The organism is Microbacterium maritypicum (assembly GCF_041529975.1).
In the GTDB taxonomy this organism is placed as follows: domain Bacteria; phylum Actinomycetota; class Actinomycetes; order Actinomycetales; family Microbacteriaceae; genus Microbacterium.
Window position 1 is genome coordinate 1320042 of the sequence record NZ_CP168030.1, and the last position, 21915, is coordinate 1341956.

The 21915-nt window shown below is 68.7% G+C and carries 22 protein-coding genes; 14 read left to right on the plus strand and 8 right to left on the minus strand.

Features of this window, described 5'->3' with window-relative positions; all coding sequences use genetic code 11:
* Positions 1-64: 64 nt before the first annotated feature.
* Positions 65-1096: a LacI family DNA-binding transcriptional regulator gene (locus ACCO44_RS06350; RefSeq protein ID WP_372468993.1), complete on the minus strand. Its 1032-nt coding sequence runs from the start codon at positions 1094-1096 to the stop codon at positions 65-67.
* Between the two features lie 116 nt (positions 1097-1212).
* Between ACCO44_RS06350 and ACCO44_RS06355 the strand changes: the two genes are divergently transcribed.
* The 7 genes from ACCO44_RS06355 (at position 1213) to ACCO44_RS06385 (ending at position 8082) form a co-directional block, all read left to right on the plus strand.
* Positions 1213-2511, plus strand: coding sequence for an ABC transporter substrate-binding protein (locus ACCO44_RS06355; protein ID WP_372468995.1), 1299 nt, complete (start codon positions 1213-1215; stop codon positions 2509-2511).
* A gap of 60 nt (positions 2512-2571) precedes the next feature.
* Positions 2572-3465 (plus strand): carbohydrate ABC transporter permease, encoded by an 894-nt coding sequence (locus ACCO44_RS06360; RefSeq protein WP_215070205.1) that lies wholly within the window; start codon positions 2572-2574, stop codon positions 3463-3465.
* A complete protein-coding gene (locus ACCO44_RS06365; protein ID WP_167634612.1) occupies positions 3462-4322 on the plus strand; it encodes a carbohydrate ABC transporter permease in 861 nt (286 codons plus the stop codon). Before ACCO44_RS06360 ends, ACCO44_RS06365 begins: the two co-directional genes overlap by 4 nt.
* Positions 4319-6928 (plus strand): family 78 glycoside hydrolase catalytic domain, encoded by a 2610-nt coding sequence (locus ACCO44_RS06370; protein ID WP_372468996.1) that lies wholly within the window; start codon positions 4319-4321, stop codon positions 6926-6928. Before ACCO44_RS06365 ends, ACCO44_RS06370 begins: the two co-directional genes overlap by 4 nt.
* A 63-nt stretch (positions 6929-6991) precedes the next feature.
* On the plus strand, positions 6992-7363 hold the full coding sequence (locus ACCO44_RS06375) for a hypothetical protein (protein WP_091028623.1): 372 nt from the start codon (positions 6992-6994) through the stop codon (positions 7361-7363).
* A gap of 136 nt (positions 7364-7499) precedes the next feature.
* Positions 7500-7688 (plus strand): hypothetical protein, encoded by a 189-nt coding sequence (locus ACCO44_RS06380; protein WP_091028620.1) that lies wholly within the window; start codon positions 7500-7502, stop codon positions 7686-7688.
* Between the two features lie 172 nt (positions 7689-7860).
* Entirely contained in the window at positions 7861-8082 is a 222-nt protein-coding gene (locus ACCO44_RS06385; RefSeq protein WP_372468997.1) for a hypothetical protein, read from the plus strand.
* 141 nt (positions 8083-8223) lie between these two features.
* On the opposite strand, the gene ACCO44_RS06390 is transcribed toward ACCO44_RS06385, so the two are convergent.
* The 4 genes from ACCO44_RS06390 to ACCO44_RS06405 all read right to left on the minus strand — a co-directional run bounded on the left by ACCO44_RS06390 (position 8224) and on the right by ACCO44_RS06405 (position 12021).
* Positions 8224-9330, minus strand: coding sequence for a hypothetical protein (locus tag ACCO44_RS06390; RefSeq protein WP_372468998.1), 1107 nt, complete (start codon positions 9328-9330; stop codon positions 8224-8226).
* Between the two features lie 91 nt (positions 9331-9421).
* The gene (locus ACCO44_RS06395) at positions 9422-10078 is read right to left on the minus strand and encodes a response regulator (RefSeq protein ID WP_372468999.1); all 657 of its coding nucleotides are present in this window, start codon (positions 10076-10078) and stop codon (positions 9422-9424) included.
* On the minus strand, positions 10075-11247 hold the full coding sequence (locus ACCO44_RS06400; protein ID WP_372469000.1) for a sensor histidine kinase: 1173 nt from the start codon (positions 11245-11247) through the stop codon (positions 10075-10077). The genes ACCO44_RS06395 and ACCO44_RS06400 overlap by 4 nt, the downstream gene beginning before the upstream one ends.
* 36 nt (positions 11248-11283) lie before the next feature.
* Complete coding sequence (locus ACCO44_RS06405; RefSeq protein WP_372469001.1) at positions 11284-12021, minus strand: GDSL-type esterase/lipase family protein; 738 nt, start codon at positions 12019-12021, stop codon at positions 11284-11286.
* 115 nt (positions 12022-12136) lie between these two features.
* Here ACCO44_RS06405 and ACCO44_RS06410 point away from each other — a divergent pair, with 115 nt between their 5' ends.
* Positions 12137-12898, plus strand: a complete 762-nt coding sequence (locus ACCO44_RS06410; protein ID WP_372469002.1) for a glycosyltransferase family 2 protein — start codon at positions 12137-12139, stop codon at positions 12896-12898.
* Between the two features lies 1 nt (position 12899).
* On the opposite strand, the gene ACCO44_RS06415 is transcribed toward ACCO44_RS06410, so the two are convergent.
* Positions 12900-13790: an alpha/beta fold hydrolase gene (locus tag ACCO44_RS06415; RefSeq protein WP_372469003.1), complete on the minus strand. Its 891-nt coding sequence runs from the start codon at positions 13788-13790 to the stop codon at positions 12900-12902.
* Positions 13791-13936: 146 nt separating this feature from the next.
* Here ACCO44_RS06415 and ACCO44_RS06420 point away from each other — a divergent pair, with 146 nt between their 5' ends.
* Complete coding sequence (locus ACCO44_RS06420; RefSeq protein WP_029262191.1) at positions 13937-14725, plus strand: hypothetical protein; 789 nt, start codon at positions 13937-13939, stop codon at positions 14723-14725.
* 33 nt (positions 14726-14758) lie between these two features.
* Here ACCO44_RS06420 and ACCO44_RS06425 read toward each other — a convergent pair whose 3' ends face one another.
* Positions 14759-15379: a TetR/AcrR family transcriptional regulator gene (locus tag ACCO44_RS06425; protein ID WP_372469004.1), complete on the minus strand. Its 621-nt coding sequence runs from the start codon at positions 15377-15379 to the stop codon at positions 14759-14761.
* Between the two features lie 34 nt (positions 15380-15413).
* Between ACCO44_RS06425 and ACCO44_RS06430 the strand changes: the two genes are divergently transcribed.
* From ACCO44_RS06430 to ACCO44_RS06450, 5 genes are read left to right on the plus strand one after another with little or no spacing between them, the layout of a single operon-like run.
* Positions 15414-16391, plus strand: a complete 978-nt coding sequence (locus tag ACCO44_RS06430; protein ID WP_372469005.1) for a DMT family transporter — start codon at positions 15414-15416, stop codon at positions 16389-16391.
* Positions 16392-16422: 31 nt separating this feature from the next.
* The gene (locus ACCO44_RS06435) at positions 16423-18189 is read left to right on the plus strand and encodes an MDR family MFS transporter (RefSeq protein ID WP_105710562.1); all 1767 of its coding nucleotides are present in this window, start codon (positions 16423-16425) and stop codon (positions 18187-18189) included.
* 1 nt (position 18190) lies between these two features.
* Positions 18191-18646, plus strand: coding sequence for a MarR family winged helix-turn-helix transcriptional regulator (locus tag ACCO44_RS06440; RefSeq protein ID WP_105710561.1), 456 nt, complete (start codon positions 18191-18193; stop codon positions 18644-18646).
* Between the two features lie 53 nt (positions 18647-18699).
* Positions 18700-19197 (plus strand): MarR family winged helix-turn-helix transcriptional regulator, encoded by a 498-nt coding sequence (locus ACCO44_RS06445; protein ID WP_029262195.1) that lies wholly within the window; start codon positions 18700-18702, stop codon positions 19195-19197.
* Between the two features lie 38 nt (positions 19198-19235).
* A complete protein-coding gene (locus tag ACCO44_RS06450; protein ID WP_372469006.1) occupies positions 19236-20327 on the plus strand; it encodes an alkene reductase in 1092 nt (363 codons plus the stop codon).
* Between the two features lie 4 nt (positions 20328-20331).
* Here ACCO44_RS06450 and ACCO44_RS06455 read toward each other — a convergent pair whose 3' ends face one another.
* Positions 20332-21879 carry an alpha-N-arabinofuranosidase gene (locus ACCO44_RS06455; protein WP_372469007.1) on the minus strand — a complete coding sequence of 516 codons (1548 nt, stop codon included), beginning with the start codon at positions 21877-21879 and terminating at the stop codon, positions 20332-20334.
* Between the last annotated feature and the right edge of the window lie 36 nt (positions 21880-21915).

The following is a 21915-nucleotide window of genomic DNA, read 5'->3' on the forward strand; positions in this document are numbered from 1 at the left end:
CGATCTCGGACGGCGCGGCCTCGGGGGCGGATCATCGTTCCCGAGGCCGCGCTGTGTAAGTGCGTCAGACGACGGCCGAGCTCGCGCGGGTGAAGAGCGTGGGGGTCATCGTGATCGTGCGGTGCGTGTGGTCGGCGGGGTCGGCGATCTCCTCGTAGAGCACCTGAGCGGCGGTGCGCCCCATCTCGTGTCCCGGCTGGCCGACGCTGGTGATCGGGATCGAGCTGTCCTGCGCGAAATGGTTGTTGTCGTAGCCGACCACCGCGATGTCCGAGGGGACATGCATGCCAGCCAGTTGCATGGTCTGGATCGCTCCCGCGGCGAGGGCGTCGGCGGCGGCGAACAGTCCTTCGGGGCGCTCGCCGACGGGGCGCGAGCTGAGCATCTCGCCGAGCGCATAGCCGCCGCGCACGGTGATGCTGTGCGTCTCGATCGTCTCGAGATGGGCATCGGCGACCTCCGCCACCGCCCGCTGCGCTCCGATGTGACGCTGGGCGATCGCGGAGAGTGAGAACGGCCCTCCGGCGAAGGCCAGGCGTCGCAGACCCTGGTCGAGCAGGTGCCTGGTCGCGAGGTAACCGCCGAGTTCCTCATCGACGACCACGCCGCAGGCGTCGTCGTCTCCCGGCCAGTTCACGTGCACGACCGGCATGCCGCGGTGGCGGGCGGCGCGAGCGGCATCGAGGGGGGCGTCGAGAGGGGCGAGGAGGATGCCGGCCACCTTCGCCTCCTCGAACACGCTGATGTAGGAGTCCTGCTTCGCGAGGTTCACGTCGCTGTTGGCGAGCAGGAGCCGGATGTTGTGCGCGTCGAGCTCTTCCTCGACGCCGCGCGCCATGTCGACGAAGAACGAGTTTCCGACATCGACGACCACGAACCCGACGGTGTCCGCTCGTCCGGTCACGAGGGAGCGGGCCGCGTTGTTGCGCACGAACCCGAGTTCGTCGATGGCGTTCAGCACGCGCTCGCGCGTCTCCTGAGCGACGATCTGCGGATTGTTCAGCACGTTCGACACCGTGCCGAGGGCGACGCCCGCGTGCCGGGCGACGTCAGCCATCACCGGGCGGGGCCGACTCGCGTCGGGGGAGGTGTTCATGTGTTCGTCGTCCGTTCGTCACGAATTGCCATTTGCATCTTGGAGCGCTTCAAGCGTACTATCTGAAGCGCTTCAAGTGTGTGATCAATGCGGCTCGCCCGTTTCAAGGAGGAATCATGAAGCTGACCACAGCACGGCTCTGGAGACGCGGTGCGATCACCGCCATCGCCGGAGCATCGGCCCTCGCACTCACCGCGTGCGGTGGCGGCGGGGGATCGACGGCGGGCACGGACTCTCTGTCCCTGTTCGTGAACGTCGAGAACACCGAAGTACCCGCCATCCTGGAGACCCTCGCCGGTGAGGCGTGCTCCGCCGAGGCCGACACCCTGCCGCTCGACGTCGAGACGGTGCCGCAGTCGAACCTCGACCAGCAGCTGCAGCTCAAGGCCGGCCAGGGCGACCTGCCGGTGCTCTTCAGCGCGGGCAACGCTCCTGCGCTGACCAAGACCCTCGCCGATTCGGGCAACGTCGCCGACTTCGAAGAGATCCTCACCGACCTCGACGTGATCGACAACATCGAGCCCGCGGCGATCTCGACCATCGAGAACCTCTACGGCGGCTTCCGTGTGCTGCCCTTCGAGTACAACGTCGAGGGCATCTGGTACAACAAGGCGATCTTCGCTGAGCAGGGCATCGACGAGCCGCAGACCTTCGACGAGCTCACTGCCGCAGCCGCGAAGCTCGAGGCCGCCGGCATCCAGCCGTTCTCCGCGAGTGGTGAGCAGGGCTGGCCCATCACGCGCCTCATCTCCGGCTACCTCTTCCGCGACCTCGGTCCGGACGCACTGCAGAAGGTCGCCGACGGCGAGGCGAAGCTCACCGACCCCGAGTACGTGGCCGCCGCGCAGGCGATCGCCGACCTCGGCGCCGAGGGCTACTTCGGCAAGGGAGTCGGCTCCATCGACATGGCCACCAGCGAGAACCAGTTCCTCAACGGCTCCGCGGCGATGTTCTACATGGGCTCGTGGTTCCTGAGCCAGGCCAACGACCCCGAGGTGAACCGGATCGGCGCCGAGAACGTCGGCTTCATGCCGTTCCCGGGCGTCGAGGGCGGCGCGGGCGACCGTTCGCAGCTCGCCGCCAATGTGGGCCTTCCCATCACGATGAACGCCAAGGCCGTGAACGACGACACCGAGGCGTGGCTGTCCTGCATCACCGAGAACTACGGCTCCGTGGCGCTCGAGCAGGAGAACCGCGTGTCCGGTTTCGCGCTCAACACCGAGGTCACCGATGTGCCGCCGCTCACGCAGCTCATCCAGGAGCAGGTCGCCGACACCGAGACGACCGTCCTCTGGTTCGAGGCGCTGTTCTCCGCGGAGGCCACGACCACGAGCCAGCGCAATGCGGCACCGCTGATCACCGGCAGTGTCTCCGCCGAGGAGTTCATGTCGATGATCCAGGCGGACCTCGACTAGCGAGAAAACGAGAGGGGGCGGCGTCCCCGCGCGCCGCCCCCTCATCCTTCAGGAGAACGAATGCAGAACGTGCTGGGCGACCGCAAGGCGATCGCCATCCTTCTAGGCCCCGCCTTGCTCATCTACTCGGTGGTGATGCTCATCCCCGTGTTCTGGTCGCTGGGCTACACGCTGTTCGAGGGCAACGCCATCGTCGGCTTCGAGTTCGTCGGCCTCGACAACTTCGTCCGGCTGATCGGCGACTCCGAGGTGCACGCCGCGCTGCTGTTCACCCTGAAGTACGCCGCCGTCGTGACCATCGGGCAGGTCCTGCTCGGGTATCTGCTCTCGCTCCTCTACGTCTTCGCGCTCAAGCGCGCCTCCGGCCTCGTCCGGACCCTGGTGTTCTTCCCCGTCGTCATGCCGACCGTCGCCGTCGCGCTGCTCTTCCAGCAGCTGTTCTCGATCGCGCCGACCGAGGGCGTCGTCAACTCGATGCTGTCGGGCCTCGGCGGGGTCCCCGTCGACTGGTTCGGTGACGGCGCGAGCGCGTTCATCGTCATCGCGATCATGGACATCTGGCGCTCCATGGGCTTCTACGGTGTGCTGCTCTACGCCGGGCTGATCGACATCCCCGAGGATGTGCTGGAGTCGGCCCGCCTCGACGGCGCCAGCGGATGGAAGCTCGTCCGCCACGTGGTGCTGCCGCTCTCCGCCCCGGTGCTGATCTCGTCGCTGATCTTCTCGGTCAACGGAACCCTGAAGGTGTTCGACAGCGTGCTCGCGCTCACCAACGGTGGCCCAGGCACCTCGACCAGCCCCCTCACGATCTCCATGTTCGACAACGCCTTCACCTACGGCAACTACGGCTACGGCTCGACCATCGCGATGCTGCTCACCATCATCTGCCTCGTCGTGACCGTGTTCATCTTCCGTGCCAATGCCCGCACGGCGAAGAAGGGAGGCGTGGCATGAGCGCGTCGACACCCGTATCCCGCCGTGCGACGAGGATGCTGCGCCGCACACCCATCTGGCTGCTCGTCGCCGTGCTCCTGGTCATCGTCGGCTACCCGCTGATCTGGCTGCTGCTGGGCTCGTTCAAGAGCCAGCGGGAGTTCCTGGAGTCACCCACCTGGGCGCTGCCCGAGCAGTGGAACTTCGACAACTACATCGTCGCCTGGGACACGGCCGGCCTCGGCCAGTCCCTCTTCAACAGCGCCATCACCGTGCTGCCCTCGCTCTTCCTCATGCTGCTCCTCGGCACCGCGGCGGCGTTCGCCCTCGAGGTTCTCGTGTGGAAGGGCCGCAACGGGGTGCTCATCATCTTCCTCGCCGGCATCATGGTGCCGACGCAGATGATCCTGCTGCCGCTGTTCAGTACCTACTTCCAGCTCGGACTCACCGGCTCGCTGTGGCCGCTGATCATCACATACACGGCCACCGGTCTGCCGCTGACGGTCTTCCTGATGGCGACGTACTTCCGTGCGATCCCGCGTGAGGTGTTCGAGGCGGCGACGCTCGACGGCGCCAGCATCTACCGGCAGTTCTTCTCCATCGCGCTGCCGATGATGAAGAACGGGCTCTTCACGGTCGGTCTCGTGCAGTTCTTCTTCTTCTGGAACGACCTGCTCATCGCGCTGACCTTCGCCAACTCCGGCGACCTGCGCACCCTGCAGGTCGGGCTGCTCAACTTCAACGGCCAGTTCGGGACGACCCAGTACGGTCCGCTGTTCGCCGCCATCAGCATCAACGTGTTCGCCCTCCTGATCATCTACCTGGTGCTCAACCAGCGCATCCAGAAGGGCCTGACGGCCGGAGCGGTCAAGGGATGAGCGCGCCCACCTCTGAAAGGACGTTCGTGAAGGTCTCCGCTCCCCGGTTCGAGCACATCGACGACACCCTCGGGATGGGGGCTCGCACGCCGCGACTCTCCTGGAAGACCGAAGCCCCGGAGGGATGGACGCAGCACGGGTGGCAGCTCGAGTGCGAGCGCGCGGACGGCACGGTCATCGCCTCCGGTACGAATGCCGACCAGGTGCTCGTCGCCTGGCCGTTCGAACCGCTCTCCTCCCGCGAGCAGGTGCGCGTGCGCGTGCGTGTCCGCGGCGAAGATCAGCGCTGGTCGCCTTGGAGCGACCAGACGACCGCCGAGGCGGGGCTGTTGGATGCCGCCGACTGGGTCGCTGCTCCCGTCGGCGCGGCGTGGCCGGAGACGCCGGACACCGACCGTCGGCCGGCACTCGTGCGGCGCACCTTCCGTCTCGACCGCCCGGTCTCCCGGGCACGCCTGTACGTCACGGCGCACGGACTCTACGAGGCGGAGATCAACGGCGCGCGCATCGGCGACCACGAGTTCTCGCCGGGATGGACCAAGTACGACGAGCGTCTCGTGTACTGGACCTTCGACGTCACCGACGAGCTCGTCGAGGGCGAGAACACCCTGGGCGCGTGGCTCGGCGACGGCTGGTATCGCGGCCGCCTCGGCTTCAACGGCGGCTACCGCGACCTCTACGGCACGGACCAGGCCCTCATCGCCCAGCTGGAGGTCACGCACGACGACGGCAGCGTCACGGTCATCGCCACCGACGAGAGCTGGTCGGCCGCGCCGAGCCCGGTCCTGGTGTCGGGCCTGTACGACGGCGAGAAGCACGATACCCGCGAGGAGCAGCCCGGGTGGTCGCGCCCCGGAGCCGGTGACGACGGATGGAGCCCCGTGCGTGTCGGCCATCGCGACCCGACGACGCTTGTCGCCCCAGCACTCCCGCCGGTGCGCTGCACCGAAGAACTCGCCCCCGTCACCGTCACCCGGATCGACGACACAACTCACCTGCTCGACTTCGGGCAGAACCTCGTCGGGCGATTGCGCGTCCGGGTGCAGGGGCCGGCCGGGCACGTGGTCGCGCTGCGCCATGCCGAGGTGCTGGAACACGGCGAGCTCGGCATCCGCCCGCTGCGCCTGGCCGACGCGCAAGATCTGATCACGCTCGACGGTGGCGAGCCGCGCTTCTGGGAGCCGAAGTTCACCTTCCACGGCTTCCGGTACGCGACGGTCACCGGTCTCGACGAGATCGGGGAGGGAGACGTGGTCGCCCGCGTCATCCACAGCGACATGCGCCGCACGGGGTGGCTGGAGACGTCGAACCCCGACCTGAACCGCCTGCACGAGAACGTGCGGTGGGGCATGCGCGGCAACTTCCTCAGTATCCCCACCGACTGCCCGCAGCGCGACGAGCGCCTCGGCTGGACGGGCGATGTGCAGGTCTTCGCGCCCACGGCATCCTTCCTCTACGACTCGGCGGGCTTCCTCGAGAACTGGCTCACCGACGTCGCCTTGGAGCAGCTGCCCGACGGCACCATCCCGTGGTTCGTCCCGGTGATTCCCGGCGGCCCCACCTGGAACCCGATCCGGACCGGGGCAGTGTGGGGAGATGTCTCGGTGCTCACGCCGTGGACCCTCCACGAGCGATTCGGCGACCTCGACGTGCTGCGCCGCCAGTACGACAGCGGCCGGAAGTGGGTCGAGCGGATGATCACGCAGTCCGGGCCGTCGCGGCTCTGGCGCGACGGTCATCAGCTCGGTGACTGGCTCGACCCGGCGGCACCGCCGCACGATCCGGCCGACGCGCGCACCGACAGGTACCTGGTCGCCTCCGCGTACTTCGCCTTCTCGACGCGGCGGCTGGCCGACACCGCCAGGCTCCTCGGTCTGGCGGCCGACGCCGATCGCTACGCGCGGATCGCCGAGGAGGCGCGCGATGCCTTCCGCGCCGAATACGTGCGGCCGGACGGCACTCTGACCTCCGATGCGCAGACCGCGTATGCGCTCGCCATCCGCTTCGGACTCCTGAGCGTGACCGAGGAGGCTGTCGCGGGTCGGCGTCTCGCCGCGCTCGTCCGCGAGGCCGGCAACCGCATCGCGACGGGCTTCGCAGGGACCCCGGTCATCAGCGATGCGCTGTCGCAGACCGGGCACGTCGACACGGCGTACGACCTGATCCTCGAGACCGAGTGCCCGTCGTGGCTGTACACCGTGCGCATGGGTGGGACGACGATCTGGGAGCGCTGGGACTCGATGCTCCCGGACGGATCGATCAATCCGGGCGAGATGACCAGCTTCAACCACTTCGCTCTCGGAAGCGTCGCGGACTGGATGCACCGCGTCATCGGGGGGCTCTCGCCGGCCGCACCCGGATACCGTCGCATCGAGTGGGCACCGCAGCCCGGAGGTGATCTCGAACATGCCCGGGTGGCATTCGAGTCGCCGTACGGACTCATCGAAGGGTCATGGGAGCGTGTGGCCGAAGGAATCCGGTACTCGCTCTCCGTCCCCACCGGTGTCGAGGGCACGATCCGCGTGCCGGGTCTCGACGAGCAGTACGTCGTCTCGGGCGGACGGTTCGAGGCGTTCGTCTCGTCGTCGGACGCCGCCGCCGCGTGATCCGGGCATCGCGTCGCCGCTGATCACCAGGTCGACTTCAGCATGCCTCGATACCCTCGGGGCATGCGCCGAATCCTCGTCCTCCCGCTCGTGCTCGCCGCCGGCCTCATCCTGGCGGGCTGCTCGCAGGTGACGCAGATGGCGGGCGATGCTCTCGGCGTCGACGTGCAGGCTGCCTGCACGACGATCGACGACGCCTACGGGCAGTACCAGACGCTGCTCGACCAGGGGGAGCTGTCGGCGGAGCAGGCGGATGCCGCGCGCGACGACCTGGTCGCCTCGCTCAACGGGCTGGCCGAGAACACCGACGGTCAGCTGGGCGACCTCATCCGCTCGGGTGCGGAGAAGATCGGCGGGATGACCGATCTGCAGGCGCCCGAGACCGTCGAGGCGATCGAGCAGCTCAAGAACTCCGCCTCCGCGTTCTGCGGCTGACCGCGAGAGGTGCTCGCCTATCGCATCGGTGTCAAGGGGCGTGCCACTGCGCCTGCACCGTCGTAGCGTCGGACCGACATAGACGTCGTCCCGCATGCGCGGGGCCTGCGGCGTCTGCCCACGGGAAGGAACGCACATGAGTGGTGGAAGCGACGACATCCGCACCGACCGGAACGACATCAGCACGGAGCCGGGCCCGGGTGCAGAGGAGAACGACAACCTCGGCGCCGAGGACGGCAAGGGGAACCCGCCCACGGTGGTCCCGAGCGACGGAGGCGACACCGACGACGCCGATGTCCTCGCGGAAGACCCCGAAGACGGCTGACCGCGCTCCTGGCCGACGCCTCAGTTGAGACGTTCGGTCAGATGGTGAGCTTGATCACCGCTGAACGCCCGCATGCATGCGCGAACTGACGCTGAGTCCAGTCGCTAACATTATACTTCGGGGTCATTCGGGAATTGGATCAAGAGATTTCCGAGGTTGTGAGGAGTTCAACGTGACCGAAGCGCGCACCACGCGTCCATCAGGCGCAGTCATCACTGGCTGGGTGGCAGTTATCTTCTGCGGAGCTCTCGCGTTTCTCAACGCGACGATCGCAACCGAAGTTGGATTTCGGGTCTTCTTTCTCGCTCTTGGGGCAATCCTCGTTGTCGGCGGAATCTGTCTCATCGCACGCTGGTATCGCGTGAATTCCAAGATCAGCAATGCCCCGAACTGACTCAAGTCGGACGAGCACGCAGAAGGAGGGGACGACCGGATTGGTCGTCCCCTCCTTCTTGCCCGCGGGCGGAAAACTCCGAAAGGACCGCCAGAGGGAGGCGAGCCCGGACCGTCGCGCCGGATCCGAGGCGCCGACCGGTTAGGACGTGACCTGCGCCGCGGGGGAGCTCGACCGCTTCGCCGCGGTCGGCATCGCCCGCCGCATCGCATAGGCCCAGGTGGCGAGGCCGAGGAGCGGACCCCAGAGCCAGAACGGGAACATCAGAAGCACGTACACGGAGTTCTCCACGTTCCCCACCCCTTCCAACGCGAACTGGATGCCGGCGGCCGTGAACAGGACGCTGACGAGGCTCGCCGGGACGATGGCCAGCCCCGGCGGCACCGACCGACCGCCGAGTCCGGCGAAGGCGCGGGGGAACCGCTCGCCCCACGGCAGGATCAGCCCGAGGGTGAGCACACCTCCCGTGAGCATGGCCGCGCCGAGCGCGAGGCCGAGCGCACGCACCGACGGGTCTGCGGCGAACATCTCCGCGCCTCCGCCAAAAAGCGGCCACGGGGTCAGCCAGCTCGCACGGGCGAACGCGTAGGGGAGAGCGCACGCGGCCGCCACGATCGTGATCGCGCGGCGGTGACGGAGCACCTCGCGCGCGAATCGGCTTCGGCGGGACGACGGGTCAGCGATCATCCAGATCAGCAGGCCGGCGGCCGCGGCGACATGCGCGAGTGCGAGACCCGCCTGCGGAAGGATCATGTCGTAACTGCCCAGGATCTGTGGGACGAGCGGCCCGGCCCCGAGCCCGATGGCGGCGTAGGCGAGGGCGCCGACGACTACAGCGGCGAGGAGGAGACCGAGCAGCGGACGGCGCAGCACCGTGAGCACGATGAGGACCAGGGCGCCGACGATGACCATCATCGCGAAGGTGTAACCCGCCGCGGCGATCACTCCTCCGGGCATCGTGACGGCGAGGATCCCCGCGGCCACGAGACCGACCGTGTGCAGGAGCCACCGCGGCACGGCGCGGTTCACGAGGTCACGAGTCGCCAGTGCGGACACGGATACGAGGAGCGCGGCGAGCGCCCCCGTGAGGGAGAGCGCGAGTTCGACACCGTGACCGAGGTTGCCGACGAGGCTCGAGGGCAGTGCGTCGGTGCCGGGAGTGAGCATCCTCACGAGGCTGGTGACGGTCACGGCCAGGGCGCCGACAGCGGCGGCGAGAAGGACGATGATGCGTGTGGGAATGGACATGCTTCCACGCTAGGAACGCGTTCCGCCGCCGACTTCGACCGCAGGGGTCATCCTCCTCACCCGCAGGAGTGAACCTGCGGGCGCAGAGCGGTCAGCGTCCCGGGCGCAGCAGCCCGTTCTCGTATGCCCAGATGACGACGTGCACCCGGTCGGGAACGCCGAGCTTCGCGAGGACGGCCTTCACATGCGTCTTCACCGTGTTCGCCGAGAGGAACAGCGTCCGAGCGATGTCGTCGTTCGAGGCGCCGGTGGCGAGAGCGCGGGCGACCTCCTGCTCGCGAGGGCTGAGGGCGGCGAGCGCCGACGCCGGGTCTGCTCCGGGGGCCCCGTCGCGAACGAACCCGATCAGTGCCTCGGTGGCGCGTGAGGACATCACCGACTCGCCGGAGGCCACGGCGACGGCGGCATCCGCGAGTTCCGCCGGGCTGGCGTCTTTGGTGAGGAAGCCGCTCGCCCCCTCGCGGATCGCCGCGTATACGTACTCGTCCAGGTCGAAGGTGGTGAGGATCAGGACCCGGGTGGCGGGCCGGAGCCGCAGCACCTCCCGGGTGGCGGCGATGCCGTCCATCCCCGGCATCCGGATGTCCATCAGGACCACGTCGACGGCATGAGCGCGCACATGCTCGATCGCTGCTCCACCCGACGAGGCGGTGGCCACGTCCGACAGGCGCGGGTCGCGCGAGAGCATCAGCGCGATGGCCGTGCGGAACAGCTCCTGGTCGTCGACGATCAGAATGCGAAGGGTCATCCGATGCTCCTCTCGGTCGGAAGATCCACCGTCACGATCCATCCCCGCAGATCCCGTCCGTGCGCGGTGAGCGTGCCGCCGGCGAGCCGCACCCGCTCGGTGATGCCCACCAGGCCCACGCCGCTGCCGAGATCGGTCACGACCGGGCCCGACCCTCCGTCGTCTTCGATCGTTGCCTGCACCCCTTCCGGTCGCCAGTCGATCCGCACCTCGATGGCGACCGGAGGCGCATTGTGACGGATCGCGTTCGTGAGCGCCTCGCGCACCGCATGATGCAGTGCCAGCGCGGCGTCGGCGCGAAGTGGAGCCCTGGTGCCCGACTCGCTCAGCCGCACGTCGGTCGAGGGAGTACGCACGCCCTCGACGAGCTCCTCCAGGGAGTCGACGGTGGGCAACGGCTGGCGCGGGGCATCGTCGGCGACGACCGAACGCATTCCGCGCAGAGCCTCACGGCCGGTGTCCACGACGATCCCGAGAGCAGCGTCACTCCGGTCGGGGTCGTCGGCGCGCACCGTGCGGGCGACCTCGGCCTGCGCGATCATCACCGTCATCGAGTGCGCGACGATGTCGTGCAGGTCGCGGTTGATCCGTCCGCGCTCATCCGCGATCGCCTGCGAGACGCGCGCCGCCATCCGCTCCTCGGCCTGGTCACGCCGCACCCGCAGGACCAGCCCCAGCGCCCAGGCCGCCGCGATCGCACCGCTGAGTCCGAGGAACGCCCCGAGGCGGAGCTCCGGATCGTCGAGTCGAAGCTCGGTGAAGGCGATGAGGCCGGCGCCGAAGATGCCGCCCGCCAGCGCCGCGATCCGCACGCTCGAGCGGGTCTGCGCGGCGACTTGGCCGATGACGAGCAGGTAGGCCGCGGCCGAGGGGAGGAAGGCTCCGGATGCCGCGCGGATACCCGGGACGAGCACGAGTGCGCACATGACGGCGTTCGCGATCACGATCGCGGCGACCGGGTGCCGCACGGCGAGCAGTGTCGTGAGGTGGAGCACCACGTACAGGGCGATCATGAGCGCGAGGATCCAGGGCTCGGGGCGCGTGGCCGGCTCTGTGAGGATCGCGATGCTCGACGGCAGCAGGATCACGAGGGCGATGAGCGCCACGATGACGTCGACACGCAGCCAGGCGTGCCGACGGGGACTCGCGACAGAGGCCTCGGACCGCATCGCCCTCATGCTCTCACGCGGCTTCGCGGCGGCGGATCACCCCTCCGGGTGAGTGGCGAGCGGCGGCGCAGTCGGCGGGACGAGGGCTTCGGCGACGGCCTCCGCGACGATCGCGCTGGCGCGGGCATCGAGATGGATGCCGTCCGGATGCCGCGTGACGGATCGGCGGGTGACGTCGAAGACATCGATCAGGTCGACCCCCAGCCTGCTCGCGACGGCGCGCACGATCGGGGCCACCTCGTCGGCGATGATCCGCTTGTGGACCCCGCGGCGATTCGGGAACGCGACGGGTGGAGTCAGCAGGAAGACGGTCGCGCCGCGCGTGCGGTAGCGCTCGACGAACGCGGCGAGCTGGGTCTCGTAGCGCTCCGCATTCCAGTTGTCGCCGCGGGCATCGTTCGAGCCGAGCATGACGAGCACGATGTCCGCCCCCGCGTGCAGAGACGCCGTGGCCTGGGGAGTCGCGTCGTACGGCCAGTCGCCTTCGCGCTGCAGCGTGCACCGATTCACGCCGTAGTTGAGCACCTGGTATCCGTCGCCGAGGAGCTGTTCGAGGCGGCCCGGGTAGGACCGGCGGCCCCGGCCTCGGAACAGCATCCCTGCACCATAGGTGTTGCTGTCACCGACGGCGGCGAGCCGGATCCGGTCTTCCCGGGGGCGGGGCAGCGGCGGGTACATGACGCGTCTGTAGACGACGCCGACGACGGCCGCGAAGGCAGCGACCGCCGCCGCGATGGCGACGAGGGGTTTCCCGGTCAGGCGCGTGCCGGTCATCGAAGCGATCTGCCGATCTCGTCACGGATCATCCATCCATCCTCTCTCAATCGCCGTCTGACGGGGCTGCACGCGGGAGACTGTCTCCGAGGCCTGCACGCACGAGAGGAGAACGATGACGACCGTCTTCCCCCGTTCCGTCTCGGTGGTCATCCCGGTGCGGAACGACGCCGTCCTTCTCGAGCAGTGTCTGCGCGCTCTCGAGCGGCAGACCCGCAGAGCCGACGAGGTCGTCGTCGTCGACAACGGCAGCACGGATGACACGGTGGCGGTCGCCGAGCGATTCGGCGCACGCGTCGTGACCGAGCCCGTGCGGGGGATTCCCCGGGCGTCCGCGGCGGGGTACGACGCGGCGACGGGCGACATCATCGCGCGGCTGGATGCCGACTCGCGCCCGAGGCCCGACTGGATCGAGCGGATCGAGCGGATCTTCCGCAGCCGCGACGGCCTCGACTTCCTCACCGGCGACCCGAGCTTCTACGGCTCCACGCCGCTGGTGCACTGGATGGGGGAGCACCTCTACATCGGCGGCATGTACACGGTGCTCACGCCGCTGCTCGGCCATGCCCCGCTGTTCGGCTCCAACATGGCGATGCGCGCCGAGACCTGGCGGTCGCTGAGCGGCGAGGTGCACCGGGAGCCGCAGAACATCCACGACGACTTCGACCTGTCCTTCCATGTGCGTCCGGAGATGACGGTGCTGCGGGACCGGAGTCTCGTCGTCGAGGTGTCGGCGCGCCCGTTCCGGGATTGGGCGTCGCTTCGACGTCGGCTGAGCTACGTGCTCCCCACGGTCCGGCTGCATCTGCCGCGGGAGCCGCTGCGCGTGCGGCGACGGGCGCGGCGTGAGGCTGATGCGGAGGCCCTCCGCGGCTGAGTCAGCCGTCGGCGCGCGCGTAGAGATCGAGCAGGTCGGCGGTGAGCTGATGCGGAGTGGTCTCGCTCGGGCTGTGCCCGGTCGCGTAAGCGCGGAAGTCGGCGCCGATGTCGTGGGCATAGCGTTCGTGGGCGGCCAGCGGCCACAGGTCGTGCGAGCCGGCGACGACCAGCTTGGGGATCGGCAGCGCCCGCACGCGGCCGCGCACATCCGGGGCGGCCATCATGAGCCCGACGATCTCGTCGACGCTGCGCCTGCTCGTGAGCGCGAACCGTGAGCGGACGAACTCGAGCCTCCGGGGCGGGACCCGGTTCTTGTTCGTCACGATCCCCCAGATCATGAGACCGGCACCGCGACGTGGGCTCGCGATCGGCGCGATCGGGCCCAGCCACTTCATGGTCGCGAACACGTTGCCCACGCCGGGGGGAGTGGTCAGGAGCGCCAGGGACAGCACGAGGTCGGGGCGACGGGCGGCGACCAGCTGCGCGACCGTGCCCGCGAAGGAGTACCCCAGCAGATGAGCGGGGCTGTCGGCTTCGAGGAAGGCGATGAGGTCGCCGATGAACAGCTCGTACGTGTAGCTCGTGTGCGCGCCGGCGGCGTGGGACTCGTACTGCCCGGCGAGATCGAACGACTGCACGAAGAAGCCAGCCTCCGCCAGGAGCGGCAGCATCAGGGCGAAGTCCTCCTTGGAGCCGGTCGCCCCGGGGACCAGGACCACGCGCGGATGCGCGGGATCGCCCAGCGACACCACGGCCAGCTCGCCGCTCGGCGCTGAGAACCGCGAGGCCGTCGACCCGGGCGGCAGCACCGTCCAGTCGACGTCGCCGATCGCCGCGTCGAGGTCTGCCGGGGCGATGTGCGCCCGCTCACTCCGCGATTCCGTCGACACGCTGACACGGTACCGCTCGGGGTGCCCGCCGAGAAGGAAGAGCGCCGTCACTGTCGGATCTCCCTGCACTGCCGACAGTGGGCAGAGAGTCCCTCGGGGCCGCCGGGCGACTCTGCGCCCGGTCATGCGCACAAGGAAGGCGGCCCATGAAGCCGAAGAAGTTTGTCCCTGTCCTCACGATCACCGCGATCGCGGCGGTCGCTCTCGCCGGATGCTCCGGGGAATCGGCGGGCCCGCAGCAGGGCGTGTTCGAGTTCGAGTCGGCCTACGGCGATTCGACCACGGGTGAGCTGCTCATCCGCGTTCCGGAGGCTCTCATCGAGGCCGCGGGCAGCGATGCCGACGCACTGCTCGTGCGTGAGGTGCGGGCCACGCCCCGCGAGCTCGACGGCGCGCAGTACTGTGCCGTCGACCTCGCCATGACCTACGCGGGCGATGCGCCCGACGTGCTCACGGAGCCGTCGATGACCCGGGCCGAGCGGGAGGCGCAGGCAGAGGACGAGTTCGAGCGTCGGCTGACCGGCGACTTCGGCGTGAGCACCGAGGAGGAGGCGCTCGCGAACGGCGCGGATCCCGCGCACATCGAAGAGCTGAAGGAGGTCGCCGGCATCGGCGCACCCTTCACGCCGACGCCGGCGTGGGCTCCGCTGATGGCCGCCGTGCCGGTCGCCGATCTCGACGACGCCGATGCCGCACCCGGGCTCTACCACTCCGACGACTACGCGACCCTGACGCTGGTGCAGGACTGTGCGGCATCCGCATCGGATTACGACAACAGCACCGAGTTCTGGCTCCCTGCGATCGCCGATGACGGCGGCATCACCCGGTTCGCCGGTATGAACCTCGCCGTGATGACGTCGGGCACGATGTTCGTCCACGAGGCGGAGATCTCCGGCTACGTCCGCGACTCAGAGGGCAACTGGATCGCCAGCTGACGGCGGTTCCGCTCCATGTGTCGGGGGTTCCTCTCATCGTTCCGGTGAGAGGAACCCCCGATCCTGCTCCAGCGTCGTGCGAGCCAGCCCGCGAGCCACCTCGAACGGCGTGCCGAACGTCTCCATGCCGACCGTGACGATGGCGCCCTCGTAGAGCAGCATCAGGGCCTTCGACATCAGGTCGGGGTCCGCGGCGCCGGCCTCCCGGCAGAGCTCGGCGAAGAGGTCGAGCAGCCAGGCCTTCTGACGCGCTACCTCGGGGAAGACGGGATGCCCGTCGTGGCCGTCGCCGATCTCGGCGCGGGCGTTGATCGCGCTGCACCCCTTGGGGCTGTTCTCGTCCGACCAGGTGATCGCCGCGTCGAACACGGCGAGCACGCGCTCGATGCCGGGCTCCGGTACGCGGGACAGGTGCTCGGCGACGTGTGTCCGCCACCGTGCATCCCGGTGCTGCAGGTACGAGACGACCAGTGCCTCCTTGGAGCCGAAGCGGTCGTAGAGGGTCTTCTTGGTGACGCCAGCGGCCTCGGCGATCGTGTCGACTCCCACCGCGTGGATGCCGCGCTCGTAGAAGAGCAGTGATGCGGCGTCGAGCACGCGGGACGCGCCAGGGGTGAGCGGGGCGAGGTCGGGAACGGGGACGGGGACGGCCATGTCCCCGACTATACCAACCTGTATAGTCGGGGGAATGGGTATACAGGTCGGTATAGTTCGTGTCGGCGTGACGATCGCGGCATCCGTGGCGTTCGTCGTCACCTGGAGCTCCGGATTCCTCGTGCCGGCGATCGCCGCCGTCGAGGTGCCGCCGCTGACGCTGCTCGTCTGGCGCTTCGTTCCTCTCGCTGTGATCCTGCTCGCCGTGGTCGGCTTCACCGGCGCGGGGCGGGACGTCACCCGCGCTGATGTGGGACGGCAGGCGCTCATCGGTCTCTTCGCCCAGTTCGGATACTGCACCGCGGTGTACGCGGCCGTCGCCTCGGGCGTCGCCACCGGCACCACGGCGCTGATCGACGCCGTGCAGCCGCTCATCATCGCCGTCCTCGTGGGTCCGCTGCTCGGACTGCGTGTGCGCGGGGCGCAGTGGGCCGGGCTTCTGATCGGCGCGGCGGGCGTGCTCCTGGTGGTGCGCTCGCAGCTCGACGACTCGACCGCGCACCCCGCCGCCTACGTCTGGCCTGCCCTCGCCATGGCCAGCCTCATCGTCGGCACCTTCCTCCAGCGCCGTTCGGAACCGCGTACGGGCACGCTTGTCACGCTCACCATCCACGTGAGCGTGACCGCACTGGCTCTCGTGCCGGTCGCCGCAGTCTTCGGTGCCCTCGCGCCGCCGGCATCCGCATCGTTCTGGATCGCCGCCGGGTTCGCCGCTGTCTTCCCGACGCTCGCCGCGTACGGGCTCTACTGGTGGCTGCTGCGCCGGGTCGGCATCACCGCTCTGAACGCGCTGCTCTTCCTGATCGCGCCGACGACCGCGCTGGCCGGAGCGCTGCTGCTGGGTGAACCGCTCACCCTCGTCACCCTCGGCGGATTCGCCCTCTGTGCCGCCGGTGTGGCCGCGGTGCTCGTGAGCGAGACGCGCGCCGTGCATAACTCCTCAGAATCGTCGGGAGATTCGCGATCCGGGGCTCTGGGCTCGGTTTCGCGCGCGTTCATTGAGGAGTTGTGAACACCCTCCCGATAGTTGCGCTTTCGCAACTATCGGAGTATGGTTGACCTCGATCAACTTTCTACGCAGGAGCGTTACCCCCGTGACACACACCCCATCCTCAGCACCCGAAGCCACCCGCTCGGCCCGCGAGGTCTTCACCGCGATCTCCGGACTCGTCGTCGGCATGTTCGTCGCCGTGCTCTCGGGCACCGTCGTGTCGACCTCGATGCCGGTCATCATCGCCGACCTCGGCGGCACCCAGTCCCAATACACCTGGGTCATCACCGCGAGCCTTCTGGCCACCGCCGTCTCGACCCCCATCTGGGGCAAGCTCGCCGACCTCGTCGACCGCAAGGTCCTCGTGCAGATCTCGCTCATCCTCTTCACCGTCGGCACCGTGATCGCCGGCTTCTCGACCGACACGAACATGCTCATCGCGGTTCGCGTCATCCAGGGCATCGGCGTCGGCGGCCTCATGTCGCTCGTCATGATCGCCGTGGCCCTCATCATCTCCCCGCGTGAGCGCGGCAAGTACATGGGCGTCGTCGGCGGCATCATGGCCCTCGGCACCATCGGCGGCCCGCTGCTCGGCGGACTCCTCACCGACGTGTGGGGCTGGCGCTCCAACTTCTTCGTCGGCGTGCCGTTCGCGATCCTCGCCCTCGTCCTGCTGCAGTTCACGCTGCACCTGCCCAAGCCGCAGCGTGACAGCAAGGTCTCGATCGACTACTTCGGCATCGTGCTCCTCGCGGTCGGCGTCTCGACCCTGCTCATCTGGGTCTCGATGGGCGGCAGCCAGTTCGACTGGGACTCCTCGACGAGCATCATGCTCGCCGTCATCGCCGGAGTCGCGATCGCCGCCTTCATCACGGTCGAGTTCTTCGTCAAGGAACCGATCGTGCCGATGTCGCTGTTCCGCAACCGCACCTTCACGCTGTCGGTCATCGCCTCGATCGCCATCGGCGTCTCGATGTTCGCCACCTCGGTGTTCCTCGCGCAGTACTTCCAGCTGGCTCGTGGCGCCACGCCCACCGAGTCCGGCCTGATGACCATCCCGATGATCATCGGCCAGATGGGTGCGTCGATCATCATCGGCCAGCTCGTGAGCCGCTTCGGCAAGTGGAAGGGCTGGATGCTGACGGGCTCGGTCCTCGCCACCATCGGCGTCAGCCTGATGGCCACCCTGCGCTACGACACCCCGTTCCCGCTGGTCGCCGTCTACATGTTCATCCTCGGTGCGGGCCTCGGCATGGTCATGCAGAACCTCACGCTCATCGTGCAGAACGACACTGCTCCGCAGCAGCTGGGCGCCGCGTCGTCGAACGTGAACTTCTTCCGCACGATCGCCGGCACCATCGGCGTCACGGTCATGGGTGCGATGCTGTCGACCAGCGTCGCGTCGTACATCACCGACTCGCTCGAGGGCTTCACGCCGACGACCCCCGCCGAGGTCGATGCGCTCAAGCACCTCGCCTCGGGTGATGTGCCGAAGGTCGGACAGCTGCCCGACACGATCCGCACGATCGTCGAGGGTGCTTACGGCCACGGCATCGCCGACTCGTTCATCATCGCCATCCCGCTCGCGGTGATCGCCATCATCGCGATCGCGTTCATCAAGAACAAGCCGTTGTCGACGAAGAACGCCGCCGAGCAGATGCTCGAGCAGGCGGAGGAATCCGTCATCGAGGTCTCCGAGGCCGAGGTCGGCGCGTCGCTCTCCACCGGGGCCATCCGGCTCGGGGGTGCGGAGTCCGCGTCGCCCGCGACCGGTTCGGTGCGCGTCCTCGAACGCGAAGATCGGGACCAGGAGCGCTGAGATGCTCGCCCCCGAAGCGGTCGAGCAGGCGGATGTCGACAGCGCGCTCGGTGACCTCCAGGCGCACCTGAACCTTATCTTCGCGAGGACCAGGTCGCTCTGGAAGGAGTCTGCAGCTCGGGTGCACCCCGAGCTGCAGGTGGCCGGGTACAAGCTGCTGACATTCATCGCCCGGGCGGGCACCGCGAACGCGCATGAGCTGGCCGAGCGGTTCGAGATGGACAAGTCGGTCATCAGCCGTCAGGTGCGGATGCTGGAGGAGGCAGGACTCCTCGAGTCCCGGCCGGACGAGCGGGACGGGCGGCTCCGGGTGCTGAGCGCGACGCCGTCGGCCTGCGAGGCGCTCGCCGAGGTCCGCCGCGAATACGGCACACGCCTGCAGGCCGTGGTCGACGAGCTGACGCCCGACGAGATCCAGGCCGCATCCAAGGTGTTCCGACTCCTCGCCGAGGTCTGAGTGAAGCCCCGCTGTCACGTTCGACAGTCGGGCTTCGCCGTACACTGGCGAGCATGAGCGCCTCGTCCGACGCCCCCGCCGACGCCCCCGCATCTCCCTCTGAAGAGGGCCGTCTGAGCGGGGCGGATCTCGACCAGGCCGTCACCAGGGTCGAGCAGGAACTCGGCCGTCTGTTCGCGCGGATCCGTATCAGCTGGCGCGAGGCCGCCGCGACCGTCCACCCCGAACTGCAGCCGCTGGGATACCAGGTGCTCACGTCGATCGCGACAGGCAAGGCGACCTCGGCGGGTGCGATCATCGAGCACCTGCAGACCGACAAGTCGGCGGTGAGTCGTCAGGTGCGTCAGCTCGAGCAGCTCGGACTCGTCGAGAGCGTGCACGATCCGGAGGACCGCCGCGCACGCGTCCTCGTCGCGACCGACCTGGCGCAGGAGCGGATCGCCGTCGCCCGCTCCCGCTACGAGGGCCGCATCGGCGAGCGGCTGCGCAAGTGGACGGCCGCCGACCTCGACCACTTCGCCGACCTGCTGTCGGCCCTCGGTGGCAACTGAGGGGAATACGAGGCTCGCCCCGAGCCTTACCTCCCACTGTGACTCTCTTCGATCCGGCCGTCTTCGGCGCCCTGCAGCTGTCCAATCGCGTCGTCATGGCGCCGCTCACCCGCACCCGCGCGGATGACGACGGCGTGCCCACCGAGGTGATGGCGGAGTACTACCGGCAGCGCGCGGGTCAGGGCCTCATCATCTCCGAGGGCACCTGGCCGGCTGCCGAGGGCAAGTCCTATGCGGGCCAGCCGGGCATCGTCACGCCCGCCCAGATCGAGGGGTGGCGGCCCGTCACCGCGGCGGTCCACGAGGCGGGCGGCACGATCGTCATGCAGCTGATGCACGGTGGCCGAGTGGGGCACCCGGAGATCTCCGGGCAGCCGCGCGTGGTCGCCCCGAGCCCGCTCGCCGCACCGGGTCAGACGCACACGCCCGTGGGGAAGGTCGATCTCCCGGTGGCTCACGCGCTCACCCTCGATGAGATCCCCGAGGTCGTCGAGCAGTTCGCGCAGGCCGCGCGCAACGCGATCGCCGCGGGCTTCGACGGCGTCGAGGTGCACGGTGCCAACGGCTACCTGGTGCACGAGTTCCTCTCGCCGGTCTCGAACATCCGTGACGACCAGTACGGCGGGTCGCCCGAGAACCGCGCCCGCTTCGCGATCGAGGTCACGACAGCCGTCGCGGCGGCGGTGGGAGCCGACCGCACCGGCATCCGGCTGTCGCCGCAGCACAACATCCAGGGTGTGCTCGAAGAGGACGACGCGGACGTCCACGCGACCTACGCCGCCGTCGCCCAGGGCCTCGCCCCGCTCGGTCTCGCCTTCATCGATGTGCTGAGTGCTGCGCCGACGAGCGCGCTCGTGCAAGAGGACATCCGCCGCACGGCCGGCGCAGCGTTGATCATCAACACCGGCTTCGGCGTCGTCACGACGCGGGAGGAGGCCGAGGCGCTGGTCGACGACGGATGGGCGGATGCCGTGGCCGCCGGCCGCCCCGTGATCGCCAACCCCGATCTGGTGGCGCGGTGGCGTGAGGGGACCGAGCTCAACGACCCGCGCCCGCAGCTGTTCTACGGGCGGACCGCCGAGGGGTACACGGACTACCCCTCGCTGGAGAGCGTGCGCGCCGGGGTCTGAGGGCTCATCGGGATGCGCCCTCCTTGGCAGTTGCCGGTGCGACGCGCAGACTGATGGCCGTCCACGAGACGGGCGGCAGCTCGACGACCGCGACGCCTTCGGAGTGGACGAGAGTCTCGTTCTGGCGAAGGGTCACGCGCTCCGGATCTTCGAGCGTGTTCACGGCGTAGACATCGTCGTCGCTGAGGGTGCGTGCAGACGCTTCCAGGACCGTGCCGAAGTCCGCGATATCGAAAGAGAGTGTCACCGGGTCGGTCTGCGATCGGTTGACCAGGAACACGCTGACGCTGCCTGTGGCGGCGTCGAACGTGGTCACGGCGTCGATGACCGGCACGCTCCCGTAGGCGTCGGTTTCATAGAGATCGCACTCGATGTGCGTGGGGATCGACTGCCCGGATGCGAGCTCCGAGGTGACGGCGAACGGGAAGAACGTCGTCTGCTTCCAGGCGATGCCGCCGGGCTCCGTCATGATCGGGGCGATCACGTTGACCAATTGAGCGAGCGAGGCGCTGGTCACCCTGTCCGACCGGCGCAGCAAGGAGATGAGGAGGCTACCCACCACCACGGCGTCCGCCACGGAGTACGCGTCTTCGAGGAGCCTCGGCGCGGTCGGCCAGTTCTGCGCACCGGTGATCTTGTCCACGGTCTCGAACCGGGTGTTGTACCAGACGTTCCACTCGTCGAACGAGATGTTCACGACGTGATCGCTGCGCTTCGCCGCCTTGACATGGTCGATGGTCGCTATCACCGACTCGATGAACTCGTCCATGTCGACCGACGACGCGAGGAAGCTCGCGAGGTCTCCGTCCTTCTCCTCGTAGTACGCGTGGCAGGAGATGTAGTCGATGTCGTCGTACGTGTGCGAGAGGACGACGCGTTCCCAGTCGCTGAAGGTCGGCATCGAGCGACTCGAAGAGCCGCAGACGACCAGCTCGAGCGTGGGATCGAACATCCGCATGGCGCGAGCAGTCTGGGCGGCGAGCTTGCCGTAGTCGTCCGCCGAGCGGTGACCGAGTTGCCATGGGCCGTCCATCTCGTTCCCGAGGCACCACATCCGCACGTCGAACGGCTCGGTGCGGCCGTTGGCTGCCCGCTCCACCGCCCGTGCCGAGCCCGATCGCAGGTTCGTGTACTCCAGGAGGTCGAGCGCCTCCAGTGTGCCGCGTGTGCCCAGGTTCACGGCGAGCATGAGCTCACTGCCGACGGAGTCGAGCCACGTCGCGAACTCGTGCAGGCCCACCTGGTTCGATTCCGCCGAATGCCAGGCGAGGTCGAGTCGGGCGGGGCGCTGCGAGCGCGGGCCCACGCTGTCCTCCCAGCGGAACCCCGATACGAAGTTGCCACCGGGGTAGCGGATCGCGCTCACCCCGAGCTCGGACACCAGGGCCTTCACGTCGGAGCGAAAGCCCTCGGCGTCGGCGCTCGGGTGTCCGGGCTCGTAGATGCCGTCGTAGACGGATCGGCCGAGGTGCTCCACGAAGGAGCCGAAGACTCGTCGGTTCACAGCTCCGACCGGAAGCTGGGGGTCGAAGGTCAATCGTGCGGCGGTCATTTCTGCCTTTCGGTCGGATTCTCGCGGCCCTTCGAG